This window comes from symbiont of Argiope bruennichi, assembly GCF_051094275.1.
Classification (GTDB): Bacteria; Bacillota_I; Bacilli_A; order Mycoplasmatales; family SG1.
In genome coordinates this window covers 433,763-447,790 of sequence record NZ_CP070274.1, presented here as the reverse complement: position 1 = coordinate 447,790, position 14,028 = coordinate 433,763, and the positions used below count along the sequence as shown (strand labels likewise).

The following is a 14,028-nucleotide window of genomic DNA, read 5'->3' as shown; positions in this document are numbered from 1 at the left end:
AATTATACTATCAAATTTGTCCATTAATTTTTACGTCTATTGCACCAGTTTTGTCATTGTGTGTAAGAGTTATTAAGAAACTTTCAAAATGTCTTTTACCTTCTAGTGAACCAATTGCAGAACTGCTATCACCATATCTGTAAGCACTGATTCTAATTGATGCATTTAGGAATGAAGTTCTATTTTGATATTTACCAATACTTAATTTTCCATTATCAACATTTGGCAAAATTTGAATAATGTCTGGATATCCTGCAGCTCAAAGTTGGGGACTACCTCAAACATTTGATTCTTTATCGTTGTTAAAGAAAATATGTCCATCTGAAAGAGAAGAATCTTTTAAATAAGGCATCAAAAATCCTGTAGGACTAAAATCAAATTCAAAAGCTGCCCCATATGATCCATTTAAAAGTTCACTATTTGGATTATTAAAACCACTATTTTCACTAGAGTAAAGCATGTTTTTGCTTTCATCAAAAGCTAAAAAAATTGGCATTGTATATTCTCAATGTAAACCATTATATCATTGCACATAACCAAAGTGTGCATATCCAATTCCATAAATTAGATTGTCTTTTTCACCTCAGTAGGTAGCATTTACGATATTTCATTTTCCTGGATTTTGATCAATGGTGCATCTAGGAGTTCAATAACTAATGTCTGACTTATAAGATGTAATAAATTGATTTTTTTGTGTTGTTAATTTTGCTACAATGTCTGCTAAAATTGCTTTATTTTCGGTAATAACTGCTTCTTCAAATTTTTTAGCATTGCTTGAATCATTTTTTGGACTCACGCCATTATCATTTGATCCCATGTTGCAAGCAACAAGAGAAAGACAAGTTCCTGTAAACGTCAAACCTGTAACAAATAATTTTTTATATCTATTTTTCATTTTTTCCTTCCGCCTTATTGAACTGAATCAATTTGTCCATCACTTACAACAATATTAATGATTTTGTCATCATCAGCATTAACTGTAATTTTTGCATTCATTACTCAAATTGCTGCAAATCCAGCTTTTTGAGCTTCTTTTGAAGTTTCGCCAACATTTAGTTTGCCATTATCATTTGGAGTTATGCCAATAACTCTATGAGTTAAATCAGTAATCTTTGCTCCAAAGTCATTATATCTAGCGATTGAACTACGGTCGCTCATAAAGTTTCAAACTCCATCACTTACATCACTGTTAATTTTGCATTGGATAATTGCCCCATCATCTGCAACTTGTACTGTGTACAAATAATAAACAACTCCAGCATTATCAAAAACACCACTAACACTAACGCTTACAAGTCCTACCATATAACCATCTAAATCTTTTAAATATGTAGCACCATTAATAGAAACACTTTCTCAGTTAACGTTGGTTCTATCGTATTCTTTTGGCGCAATAAATGGTTTTTTGCCGCTTGTAAGTGAAAAGTACTCAAGTGTTGCTTCAAAAGCTTTGCCACCAGTAGTATTATCTCCTCTAAGTTCTCTTAGAAAATTACTAGAGTGGACTGCAGTATTGAATGTTGCTTGTGAACCATTACCATTTTGGCCTGTAGGGTTATTACCACCCATATCACATCCAGCAATACCGATTGTTCCTAATACACTAAAAAGCGCAGATACAAAAAACTTTTTGCTTTTTTTCATATATTTTTTCCTTCATTTATATAATCAATTTTTCTTTTGAAAAAAAAGACAATAAAATTATTATTTTCTATCTATTCAACTTTTTATTACCTTATTTTTACAGTTTGATTATAGTTTCATTTTTTTTGTCAAAAATATTTAAAAAATTATTAAAAAATATTTAAAAATTTTTATTCCTTGTCATGGTTTCATCATAAAAATTTGTTTTCACCATCAAAAAAATGTTAAAATTAACTATTAAAAAAGAAGGTATCATTAAAAAATATTATGATAATTGCCATTGATCTTGGAGGTCAAACAACGAAAATTGGCTTTTTTGAGCCAAGTGGGGAATTATTTTATAAATTTATTTGTGAAACTAAGATTGGTTCTGTTGTGGAACATATTTTTTTTGAAATTAATAATCATTTAAAAAAATTAAATTATGATTTTGAAAAAGATGTTCAAGCAATTGGATTTGCTTGTGTAGGTCCAGTAGATCCAGTAAATGGAATTGCAATTATGGCAAAAAAAATTAATTGGGTAAATTATCCAATCTTAAAAGTTGTTAAAGAAATTTTTAAAAAACCAGTTTATCTTACAAATGATAGCAGAAGTGCTATTGTTGGAGAATTTTGAAAAGGTAGTGCCAAAGGTTATAAAAATGTCATTGGTTATACAATTGGAACTGGAGTTGGAGGGGGAATTATTTTAAATGGTGACATTTATTATGGTTCTCATAATTGAGCCGGTGAATTTGGTCATGGTGGTGACTTTCAAAATACTTTTAGATGTTTTTCTTGTGGACTTCCACATTGTATGGAAGGATTGAGTAGCGCCCTTGCAACCGAAAAATACATCAATCAATATTTAGATAAAAATCCAAATAGTCCTTTAAATGAATTAAGAATTAACAAACCATTTCTAAAACTTAAGGATTTATCACAACACATTGCCAAAAAGGATCCAGAAACAATAGATTTATTACGTTTTTGTTTTAAACCTTTAGCCTCTCATATTGCCACAATGATGTATGCAATTGATCCAGATGTGGTTTTAATTGGTGGGGGACCTTCGAACTTAAAAGATGATCTTTTAGAAATAATTTATTATTGAGTTAAACAATTAACTAATGAATTTTGTTGAAAACAAATTCCCATTAAAATTTGTAGTTTAGAAAATGATGCTGGAATTTATGGTGCTTGTTACACAGCAATTAAAGGATATGAAAAAGAATTTTCAAAAAATTTTTCATAAATAAAATATTTAAATTATGAAATCAGTTACAAAAACAGAAAAACCCGCTTCATTAAAATTTAAATCAAAAATTAAAATTAAAGTTGAAAAACTAGCAAATAGTTTCATGTTCCCAATTGCCTTGCTACCATTAGCTGGGCTTTTAAACGGGCTTGGTTCAGCATTTGGTCAAATTGATTTAGGTTTTTTTAAAGATGGTATTGGACCATTATTTGTTGATTTGGGTAGTGTTGCTTTCACATTCCTACCTTTATTATTTGCAATTTCTGCAACGCTTGCTTTTACAGATAATGATGGAACTAGTGGCTTTATTGCTGTTTATGCTTTTATTCTTTATTGTGGTTTTCAAACCGTTTTTATTAACAATAATAAAATTTTCTTTTGAACTAATTTAAAAGATTATCAATTTAGCTCCCTAACTCAAGATGGGTTAGTCTTTAAATACTTAAATCAAAGTATTTTTGGGGGAATTATTATTGGATGTATTACTGCATATTGTTTTAATAAATATAAAAATATTAAATTATATTGAATGCTTTCATTTTTTGAAGGTCCTAGATTTGTTCCTTTTGTAATTTTTTTAGCAATTATTCCAGCAGCCTTAATTACTTTATCAACATGACCTGGAATTGGGTTAGCATTTGATTGATTTGCAACTTCTTCTAGTAATTGACCAGGTGGACTTGATGTCTTTTTTGGTAACTATTTGGAACGTTTGTTAGTGCCTTTTGGACTTCATACAATTGTTTTTTCTTCATTATTTTTCACTCAAGCTGGTGGAATTATTACCAAAGAAGTCTTAGAAAAAGTTAATTATGAAAATACGACCCTTTGAAATTATTTAACAAATATCACTCATGTAATTGATGCAAATACTTTTAAACCAATTGTTGGTGACTTTAATATTTTTAGATTCTGACAGAAAACCAAGATTCCTTTTAATAATAATGGCGACTTATTTTCACATCTTGGGATATATCCAGGAAAATATATGATTGGAAGATTTCCATTTATGATGTTTGGATTAATTGCTGGAGCCATTGCAATTTTTAAAACTCAACCAAAAACTGAAAGAAAAGCGGCATCTGGAATTCTTGGAAGTGGTATGGCTACTTGTTTCATTACTGGAACTACCCAACCAATTGAATTTGCCTTTCTTTTCAAAAAACCGCTTCTTTATTGAGGTCCTTACAGCATTCTTGTAGCAACTTGCGGCATGCCAATGAAATTATTTGGCGCTCACATGGCTACCGCTTATAGCGGAGGATTATTAGACTTTATTATTTTTGGAATTATTCCCCAAGCTAGCGGGATGGACAATCGTTGCTGATTGGCGATAGTTGTTGGAATTTGTTATATTCCTTTATTTTTTGGATTATTTTACGGATGATTACATTATTCAAAATCTGCTTCATTATTTTCAACTTCAAAAAAAACAATTTCAAATAATGAAGTCATAAATATTATTGAAGGCTTGGGCGGTGAAAAAAATATTTCCAATATTTACAGTTGTAGCGCTTCTCTTAGAGTATTTGTAAAAGATCGAACAATTGTTGATATTAATCAGTTAAAAACGCTTGAAAATGTTATTTCGGTAATTGAAAGAGAAGATAACTTTATTCAAATTGTTGTTGGAAAATATGCTCTAGGGTATGCAAATGACATTGAAAAAGCATTAAATTTAAAAGTAAGTCAACAAACTTAAATTCTATTTTAATTTAACAAAAAAGTTTTTTTTGTCAAAATTTTAAAATAATAATAAAATTATTATTATTTAAATATGATAATTTTTGTTCAAATCTGAAGTTATATAAAAAATCATCGTAAAAAATTTACTATCTTAACTTTATTTTTAGTTATTCTTACAAATTTTTTGATTTTTTTTGTATTTAAAAAAAAATCATTTAACGTAATTCCCATCGGACAAAGATTCCCAAACAACGCTGAAAAAAAAGCCTTAGAAAATCAAGTAATTACAAATATTTCCAATAAGTTTAAAAATTTGTTTTCAAAGCTGCCAGAAATTAAGGATGAAAAATTACATTTATTATTTTCTGGTTCATCAATAAAGATTAAACCATTAGTTTTAGATTTTGCTTTAAAACATTTTGTTAATCCAGCCCTTGAAAAAAGTAAATTTTTTAGTGATCATTTTACTCCTATTGTTTGTCAGGATAATGATTGTAAAACAATTGAAACTGATTTTTGATTAAATGGTAATTATTCAGTTAAAGAAATATGTGACTTTATTAATGTCTTAGACACACCAATTAATTTTATTGTAAAAGAATATAACCTTTGAGATGAATTAATTAAACCACAAATTGAAGCAAAGTTAGATGGTTTTATTGATCCCTTAAGTTTTCCAGATTATCTAAAAAAAACACTTAAAGAAAAAGTAACTTTTTATTCTGATGCTAAAAATTTAGTAGGTTATTTATCAAAATATAACTCAACTCATCTAGAAATTAAAAATTGAAACAATTTTTGAAACTATTATCAAAATTATTCAGAACAAAATTTAGTCAATCCAAGCTATATTTTTAAATCAAAACAGTTTTACATGAAATTTAATTTAGATTTAATTCCTGAAAACTTTATGTTTTTTAATGGAAATGACCTTTCAAAATTTAAAAATCAAGTTACTTATAATATAAATTATATAAATGATAAATTTTCTTTAGGGGATAGGTTTAACTCCCCAAATATTTTTTTTGAAATATTTTTGATTGCCTTAAATTATTTTTAAGTTTTAAAACATTTTTACAAATAAATTTTTAAATAATTTTTTGGCAAAATTTAATTTTTTTTTTTTGTTAAAATTAGATAAATAAAATAAATTATTTTAAACAACTTTATTTTAATTTTTTGTTTTAAAAGCTTATTTAATTTAAAATAAAAACTTATTATGTTTAATAAAAAAGCTAATTCAATTATCTTTTCATTAGTATCTTTAATTTCTTTATCAATTGGTGGTTTATTTGGTTTTGCATATGTGCAATTTTGATCAAATAGTGCTAAGAAGCGAACTGACTTTGACAACAAAGAATGAGAATTATTAGCAGAAAGCGCTCTTAGTACCGAACTTGATTATTTGCAAAATGAAACTTTACATTCACAATTTATTACAAATATTAGTAATAAATTATCTCCCTTACCAAAAATAACAATTTCAAATCGATACATTTTTTTTGCTCTTGACTGATTTTTTGATGATTCTCATTTTGAAGAACAGATGTTTTTAATTTAAACGGGTTATATAATTTTTCAAAGTTTGAAAGTAAATTTTTTCCAAATTTAAAAATTAAAAATATATACAGTTGAGTTTCGTTAAACCTTTTATTGACAATGAAATTGACAAAATTTCTTTATTGCCTCAACCAATAAAAGAAGATTTTAAAAATTTTCTACAATTTCAAAATCTTGATAATTTTTTAAAATATCTTTCATCAGTATTTCCAGATGATTTTTATTTGAAATTTAAGGAACAATCTTCAGAATTTAACTTACAAAATATTTTGTTAGATAATATTAAAAAAAATAAAACCTTAGAAAACACTCAGTTCACTCACACAGATAATTCAATTCAGGTAAGTCATACTTTTAATTTTGCATCCTTTAAAAATTTTATTAATATTTTGGATAAAAATCAAAATCCGATTGATTATCCAAAAATTATTGATGATAGAGTATTTTCTTTTACTTTATTTGTTGGGTTTTATTTTGATTTAAATTTAAAAATTGTAAAAAAAGTCCCACATAGTGAAGGATTTGAATTTGTAAAAAAATTTTAATCTTTATTATTTTTATTTTTTTCTTTAAGATATTGATAAAAAAAATAAATTAACAAAAAAATTGATAAAGATAAAACAACAATTGAAAAAACAATAATGATCGTAAGTTTCATAAAAAATTTAAAAAAACATTTTTTTTCTTATTTTAAAGTATTATTTTTTATTTTTTTATGTTTATTTAGTATTTTTTTTGGTTGATTTTTTAAAGATATTTTTCTTAAAAATAAAACCATTAATAATAATAATTACTTAAAAGACAAGGTAACCTTGGCAAATAAAAAAGTTGTTGATTATTTTGCTAACAACAAAGGTTTTCAGACAGAAATTAATAACATTAGTAATAATTATTTTCCATACTATTATGTTTATGATAATAAAGAAAAATTTATCTTTTATTCTCTTAAATGACTTTTAAAAAATTATAAATTTGACAAGCATTTTGTTGTAACCGATACCGATGTTTATTTTAACTTTAATGGAACTTGAAATTTTAAAGAAATTGAAGATATTTTTCAAAATAATAAATCTGTGGCAAATATTGCGATTCAAATTTTTTCACAATTACTACCAGTACAATTTCGTTCTCTTTTAACATATGATAATATTTTAGTTTTTCTAAATGATTTAGCAACTTCATTTCCCGGAGATTATGTCTTAAATTATGAAAAATCAAATAATTTATATGAAGATTATAATAACTTGCTTCATACAAACTTTATTTATCAAATTACTTATATGAATGATAATTTAATGATTAAAGTTGATGATTTTTTTAATTTTTTTCCATCTACAATTAATTTATCAAATAACGGGAAAAAAATTATCTTAAACGAATTTTTTAAAACCCTAATTACATCATTTTTTTCTTACAATTTTTATATTGATGGATTAAAAATTGATTACAATAGTATAAGATTTAATTTTTCTTTTGGAAAGAGGTAAATGTGTCAACTTGATTAATAATTTTTATTGCTAGTGTTGTTGTAATTATTTTTGGAGTTATTATTGGTTTTATTGCTAGCTGATACTTTTTTAAGTGGCAGTTAAAGAAAAATCCACCAATTAGCAAGGAAATGATTAGAGCAACTTTTCTTCAAGCTAATAAAAAATTATCTAAAAAACAGGTTGATGACATTTACGCAAAAGTGATGTCCCATTATAAAAAAAAATAGTTTTTAGATGAGACCTTTAGTTTCTTTTTTACTTTTTCTTTATCAAAAGTCCAAAAAAATTTGACTTTTTTGCAAAAGTTTTCTGCTATTTTTTTTAATTATTGGTTTTACAGCAATTGGATTTGTTACTGGAATTCTTTTTTACAAAATTTACAACTATTTTTACAACTGAAATTATTTTGTTCCAGACTCTGTCGAAAAAATTATTTATGGAAGTAAAACTTTGGTTGCTAAAGAAACCTCAGATTTTTTTAAAAATAATTTTCAAAAGCAACTTATTGATATTTTTAAATTCTTAGCTTCAAATGAAAATGACGAAAAAACTGAAGAAGACTATTCTTTAGAAAAAGTTTTATGCAAAAGTGATGATTGTGTTAAAAAAGTTGATGATATTGTCGGACAATATAGTCCTCATGTTAGTGTTTTTCTGCCAGTTGATACTACTAAAGATTTGCACCATCACTTTCAACTTTTCAACGACGATCACTTCTCAGCTAATTATAGTTTAAACAATCTTTTTAACTTTATTCAAAAACTTTTAACGGTTCCTGAAGCAAAAGAAAGAGCAGAAAACTGATATAAAAGCTTTTTTTTAAAAATACCATCTCAATTTGATCTTCCAGTAACTTTTACAGGACTTATAAATCTAGCAGATCAGAAGTTAAATAAGTATTTTCCAGATCCAAAAGACCCCTTAGAAGCTACAAAATTTTCTGTCACAGACGATAATGGTAAAAAAATTTGAAATGATGATATTTTTAACGCCATTGAGAAACAATTTGATGATCCAAATTTTTACACTACGTTAACTTACCATCAAAATAATCTTGATAATTTTGATGAATCATTATTTTTTTTGGTTCCTTTACCAAAATTAATCATTGGTTTTAATCAAAAAATTTATTCTGTTTCTAATATTGTTATTCAACTTTTTTTATCAAAATATTTTAAGTTTTCTGCAGATTTGAACTTTAATTTTTCAAATAACATTTATAATATAAATAAAATTAATTATGGAGTTTTAGTTTAATTTCAGATGGTAATTGGTGGGATCTTTATTGTTATTATTATTTTTGTTATTAGTTTAGGAGTTGGATTTTTTCTTGCCAAAAAAAAATTTGAAAAATGAATTTTAAAAAATCCACCGTTAAATAAAAAAATGATAAAAGAACTTTACAAACAATTAGGAAAAATTCCCAAAGAGCAAGATATTAATATGATGTTGAACTCTATCAATCGCTACAATCAAACTAAATAGTTTTTGTTTTGAGTCGTTTTAGAGTTTTACTTCAAAAATTTTATTTATTTTGCATAAAAGAAAAACTTTTATTATTTCTTCTTTTTATTTTCTTTTCTTTTTCTTTATTATTCAGTGGATTTTTAAGTTATTTTGTAAATATTTATAACTATCAAAATACTCTTATAGATAATAGTAAAAAACGAATTTTGTATTTAGAAAATGCAAAACAAGGAGAATTTTTTCAAAAAAAATTAGTTGATTATAAAGATAAAATTGATGATTTTAACAATTACTTAAATAATAACTTTTTTGCCAATAAGACAATTTCAATAGATGAATTTATTAATAAACTTGATAGTGATGATTTTAAAAAATATTCACAAGATTTTTTTGGTTTTTTAATTGATTCATTGTTTTTTGTTCCAAATGATTTAAAAACTATTTTTTTAAATTTTTCTTTAGAATTAACAAATTATTACATAAATCAATTAAAAAAATTTGCAAACGGTAAAGATGCAATAAGAGTTACACTTACTTCAGAAAAAGATCTTTTTGAAGATATTGAAGCTAACTTAAATAGTCTTACCTTGTTTTACGACTCAAAAATATCAGATATTTTTGACAATTCTTATGAAATAACTAACAGTGTTAACTTACCAATACCAAGCAACTTATATTTTTATTTTGATCCTCAAGAAAACCTTGATTGGTTTCCATTCAATCCTTTTATTATCAAAAGAGGTACGATCCTTCCAATTTTTAAATCAAAAATTGTAATAAATTTTTGTTATTGTTATAATTTATTAAATAAACAAACCAGCAATGAAAAAATTTTTTTTCTTTTTCTTTTTTAATTTAAATGAATAATATTTTATTATTTTTAGTTTTTATTTCAAGTTTATTTTTAATATTTTTTTTCTTTTTAAATTGATGAAAAACAAAAAATATTAAAAAAAATGAAAAACCAACGGCTTCTTTAGAAGACCTTGAAAAACATAATAAATTATTAAGTGAATCACTAGAAAAAATAAATGAAAAAGTTATTGTTTCAAGCAACACCTTGATAAACAGCATTCAAAAACTACCAACAGTTGATAAATTTGATTATTTATCAAAAAATTTTGAAAAAATAAATGAAATTTTTTTAAAAAACAAAATTAAAGGTATTTTTGGGGAATTTCAGTTAGAAGAAATTTTAAAAAATTATTTTGGTGAAAATGAAGATATTTCTTTTTGAAAAACGCAATACACTTTAAATTCAAAAGAAAATTCAAAAATAATTGCTGATGCCGTAATTTTTTTAGATGATAAAAATATTATTGTTATTGATTCAAAATTACCAACAGAAAATTTAAGTGAAAATTTTTATTATCAAGAAAATTTGGATGATGATCCAGAATTTAATAAAAAATATTTAAACAATATTATTAAAACAATTGATAATATTTCCGCAACCTACAAAAAAGTTGATAATTTTAAAGTCAAATATGTTTTAATGTTTGTTCCATCAGATTCAATTTACAGCATTCTTTCAAATTCTAAAACAATTCTTAAACGAGGATTTCAAAAAAATGTTGTTATTGTTTCTCCATCACTTTTATTTATCACGCTAATTTATGTAAAAGAGTATACAAAAGACATTCTTTTAAAAAAAAATGCTAAAGAAATTATTAATTCTTTAAAAAACTTAGAAAAAATATTTCTTTCATACAAAGATTCTCAAAAAAAATGTCTTGATATGTTTCAAAAAAGCCTTACAAATCTTGAAAAAAGCAACAAAGATTTAGAAAAAATTTCTCAAAATTTTGAAAAGGCTTTTGCGCTTTCTTTTAAACTTGAAGAAAAAGCCTCAAAAGAGGCTACTAAAAAATAAAATTTTTAAAAAATTTTTTTTTATTTGTTAAAATACTTTAATTTTTTAGAAAAATTTTAGCTCTTTTACAAAAATGAACAAAAAATATACAAAAATTCAAATGATGTTTTTTGGGTTGAACTTTATTGTTGGTTATGCCTTTCTTGTCGGACTTGGTTCTGTAGTAAAGGATTCTGGCTACTTATTTTTTTTAGTAGTTTTGATTTGTGGAACTATTGCTTTTTCTGCTGGACTTGCATTTGCAAGACTTTCTTCAATCGTTGATGGTTTTGGAGGAAGTTACTTATACGCTAAAAGAGCCTTCCCAAAGAAAAGATTTTTGTATTTTTTAACAGGATGAGCTCAATACATTCAAGCACCATTTGTTGCTGTCTCTACAATAACTGGAATTGCTTGATCTTTTAAACTAGCTTCAAGCGACACGTATAATTTTAAATATTTTGACTTTGATAATTATAAAGGATGAATTTATTTAGCTGCTGTAATTATTTTTTGTCTTATCATTATTATTTTAAATTTTGGTTTTGTGTCAACTCATAATTCTTTAAGAATATTTTGAACTTTGAAATGATTTATTATTATTTTGGCACTTGGAATGTGTATTTATCATCTAAATGATTTTAAAGTGAATTGAAATAAAAATATTTTTACAAATAAGCCCAATAGCATTTTATCAATATTTCAAGCACTTGTTCTTTTCTTTTTTGCTTATGGTGGAGTTGAAGGAATTGCTGCAATCTCTAAAGATGTTGAAAATAGTAAAAAAAATATGCCAAGAATTATTTTATGAACTTTGGTATTTACAACAATTTTTTACATTATTTTTTATCTTTTAATTACTGGAGCTGTTGAAAGTAAAACACTTTCCGGTGTAGATAATCCAAATCCTGTTAATTGGCTTATTAGTAATACATTTTTGGGAGTAGTTTTAGGAAGTATCTTTTTATATCTTGCAATTTCTAGTCAAGTTGCTAATAAATTGACAAGCAGATTGCAAAATGGTTGAGTAAATACAAGATTAATTGCACCATTAGCTGCAGATGGTTTTTTGCCAGTTTTATTTGCAAAAAGAAACAAACACAATCAATTTAAATATGCTTTATATTTAGACTCTGCAATTTCTATCTCGATTATATTAATTTATACAATTTTTGTTTTTACTTTTAAATCTTTACAAGATAATCTTGATAAACCAATGGATATGTATTCTTTAATAATGTTTTTTCAGTACTTTATGACTTGTTTGAGTGCTATTGTTCTTGCCAAAAAAAAAGTTTTAAATATTAAAAAAATTGAAGTACTTTTTTACTATGTTGGTCTTGTATCAATTGCTATAATTCAAATTGGTTATGTTGCAAACATTATTTTTGACAATGTTGGCTACGATGGTAATGTTTCTAACATTTCTAAAAATTTTTATGAATTAATTCCATTTATTTTATATTTTAGTTCAATTATTGTTGGATTAATTTTATTTTATGTTGGCAATAAAAGAAATTGAAGAAAAGATGTTGCTACAATAAAAGATGCAGATTTAGAAAATAGCTTAGAACATCTAGATTTAGAAGTTGCAGAAACCCAATTTTTTACTGAAGATATTTAAAAAAAATATAATTTTAATAAAAAAAATATAATTTTTTATCATAAAAAAATTTTCAAACATTCAATTTTTTCTTTTTGGGGTTAACTTTCTTGTAGGTTATGCCTTTATTATGGCAATATCTAATGCATATAAGGATATTGGTAATTATTTTATTGTTTTAATTTTATTTTGTGCTTTTCTTGCATTTACTGTTGGTGTTGTTTTTGGCAAATTATCACAAAAAATTGAAGGATATGGGGGTAGTTACTTATATGTTAGAAAAGCCTTTGGAAATTACTTAGGATTTTTAACTGGTTGACTTCAATATATACAAGCCCCGTTGGCAGCCACTGCAGCAGTTGCAGGAATTGTATGAACCTTTCAGAATGTTAGTATATTTGGAAGCAATAATTTTTTTGAAGAGCATCAAACATATATCATAATTGGTTCATTTTTAGCTTTTTTTGCTATTATCATTATTTTAAATTTTGGCATTAAACTTTCATATATTTTTATGAATTTATTATGATTTTTTAAATGACTAATTATTTTTTTTGTCATGATTTTAGCACTATTTAATCTAAAAAATTTTTCAAGCAATTTTATTAATTCTGAAAAGATCAATCCTTCTTTTAAAGATATTGTAAATGTTGTCATTACTTTTTTCTTTGCATACGGTGGAATAGAGGGAATTACTGCAATTTCTGAAGATGCATCATCAAAAAAGAAAATTAATTTTATTTTAATGATGATTGTTATTTTTAGCACTTTATTTTATATTATTTATTATCTTTTGATTGTTGGTGCCAATGGTAAAAACTTAAACACTTCTAATACAACAAATTCTATAAATATTACCATTAGTTCAGTGCTTGGAAGTGGAGTATTTGCTACTGTTTTATATTTTTTTTCCATTGTTTCTCAAGTTGCAACAAAACTTAATGCAAAACTTCAAAATGGTTGAGTAAATGCAAAACTAATCGCACCATTAGCACTTGATGGTTTTTTACCTGTTGTTTTTGCAAAAAAGAACAAGCACGATCAATTTTCGAATGCAATTTATTTAGATTCTATAATTACCATTATTGTGTTAATTTTTTATTGAGTTGCTATTTTTTTAAATTCACATTACAAAAAAGAATTAGATGCGACTTTCAGTATTTATACTTTAGTGGTTTTTTTTCAATATATTTTTACTTTTTTAGCAATTTTAAAATTTCAATCAAAAAAATTTAATTTAATAAAGTTGTCAATTTTTGAAAATATTTGATTTTCTTTTGTATTGATTATTTTAATATTTTTATCACTTTTTTGACTTATTTCCAATTTTATTGATATTTTTTCTGCTAATTATGACTTCGTTTTTCAACTTGGAAGTCTTTTTACAGTTTTTATTATTGCAAACATTATTTATTTTTTTTCATATTTGTCAAAAAATTTTTCAAAAAAATTTTAAAAATTATTTATAATACTTTTATATTAAAAAT

Annotated in this window: 15 protein-coding genes; 13 read left to right on the top strand and 2 right to left on the bottom strand. The window is 24.7% G+C overall.

Going from position 1 to position 14,028, the window contains the following annotated elements; all coding sequences use genetic code 4:
* Positions 1 to 7: 7 nt before the first annotated feature.
* Together JTY60_RS02170 and JTY60_RS02165 are read right to left on the bottom strand one after the other, a co-directional pair.
* Positions 8 to 895 carry a hypothetical protein gene (locus JTY60_RS02170; protein WP_434414480.1) on the bottom strand — a complete coding sequence of 296 codons (888 nt, stop codon included), beginning with the start codon at positions 893 to 895 and terminating at the stop codon, positions 8 to 10.
* Positions 896 to 909: 14 nt separating this feature from the next.
* Entirely contained in the window at positions 910 to 1,644 is a 735-nt protein-coding gene (locus JTY60_RS02165; protein ID WP_434414479.1) for a hypothetical protein, read from the bottom strand.
* A 267-nt stretch (positions 1,645 to 1,911) separates the two neighbouring features.
* Here JTY60_RS02165 and JTY60_RS02160 point away from each other — a divergent pair, with 267 nt between their 5' ends.
* The 13 genes from JTY60_RS02160 (at position 1,912) to JTY60_RS02100 (ending at position 13,997) form a co-directional block, all read left to right on the top strand.
* Complete coding sequence (locus JTY60_RS02160; RefSeq protein ID WP_434414478.1) at positions 1,912 to 2,880, top strand: ROK family protein; 969 nt, start codon at positions 1,912 to 1,914, stop codon at positions 2,878 to 2,880.
* A gap of 16 nt (positions 2,881 to 2,896) precedes the next feature.
* Entirely contained in the window at positions 2,897 to 4,585 is a 1,689-nt protein-coding gene (locus JTY60_RS02155; RefSeq protein ID WP_434414477.1) for a PTS transporter subunit EIIC, read from the top strand.
* Positions 4,586 to 4,660: 75 nt separating this feature from the next.
* Positions 4,661 to 5,629 carry a hypothetical protein gene (locus JTY60_RS02150; RefSeq protein ID WP_434414476.1) on the top strand — a complete coding sequence of 323 codons (969 nt, stop codon included), beginning with the start codon at positions 4,661 to 4,663 and terminating at the stop codon, positions 5,627 to 5,629.
* Between the two features lie 159 nt (positions 5,630 to 5,788).
* On the top strand, positions 5,789 to 6,130 hold the full coding sequence (locus JTY60_RS02145; RefSeq protein WP_434414475.1) for a hypothetical protein: 342 nt from the start codon (positions 5,789 to 5,791) through the stop codon (positions 6,128 to 6,130).
* Between the two features lie 70 nt (positions 6,131 to 6,200).
* Positions 6,201 to 6,674: a hypothetical protein gene (locus tag JTY60_RS02140; protein ID WP_434414474.1), complete on the top strand. Its 474-nt coding sequence runs from the start codon at positions 6,201 to 6,203 to the stop codon at positions 6,672 to 6,674.
* A 96-nt stretch (positions 6,675 to 6,770) separates the two neighbouring features.
* The gene (locus JTY60_RS02135; RefSeq protein WP_434414473.1) at positions 6,771 to 7,616 is read left to right on the top strand and encodes a hypothetical protein; all 846 of its coding nucleotides are present in this window, start codon (positions 6,771 to 6,773) and stop codon (positions 7,614 to 7,616) included.
* Positions 7,617 to 7,618: 2 nt separating this feature from the next.
* On the top strand, positions 7,619 to 7,846 hold the full coding sequence (locus JTY60_RS02130) for a YneF family protein (RefSeq protein WP_434414472.1): 228 nt from the start codon (positions 7,619 to 7,621) through the stop codon (positions 7,844 to 7,846).
* Positions 7,847 to 7,853: 7 nt separating this feature from the next.
* Complete coding sequence (locus tag JTY60_RS02125; RefSeq protein WP_434414470.1) at positions 7,854 to 8,876, top strand: hypothetical protein; 1,023 nt, start codon at positions 7,854 to 7,856, stop codon at positions 8,874 to 8,876.
* Positions 8,877 to 8,882: 6 nt separating this feature from the next.
* On the top strand, positions 8,883 to 9,104 hold the full coding sequence (locus JTY60_RS02120; RefSeq protein WP_434414469.1) for a YneF family protein: 222 nt from the start codon (positions 8,883 to 8,885) through the stop codon (positions 9,102 to 9,104).
* An 8-nt stretch (positions 9,105 to 9,112) separates the two neighbouring features.
* Positions 9,113 to 9,940, top strand: a complete 828-nt coding sequence (locus JTY60_RS02115) for a hypothetical protein (protein WP_434414468.1) — start codon at positions 9,113 to 9,115, stop codon at positions 9,938 to 9,940.
* Between the two features lie 5 nt (positions 9,941 to 9,945).
* Positions 9,946 to 10,959 (top strand): DNA recombination protein RmuC, encoded by a 1,014-nt coding sequence (gene rmuC / locus JTY60_RS02110; protein WP_434414467.1) that lies wholly within the window; start codon positions 9,946 to 9,948, stop codon positions 10,957 to 10,959.
* Between the two features lie 73 nt (positions 10,960 to 11,032).
* Positions 11,033 to 12,562 carry an APC family permease gene (locus tag JTY60_RS02105; RefSeq protein ID WP_434414466.1) on the top strand — a complete coding sequence of 510 codons (1,530 nt, stop codon included), beginning with the start codon at positions 11,033 to 11,035 and terminating at the stop codon, positions 12,560 to 12,562.
* A gap of 37 nt (positions 12,563 to 12,599) precedes the next feature.
* The gene (locus JTY60_RS02100; protein ID WP_434414887.1) at positions 12,600 to 13,997 is read left to right on the top strand and encodes an APC family permease; all 1,398 of its coding nucleotides are present in this window, start codon (positions 12,600 to 12,602) and stop codon (positions 13,995 to 13,997) included.
* The last annotated feature ends 31 nt before the right edge of the window (positions 13,998 to 14,028 follow it).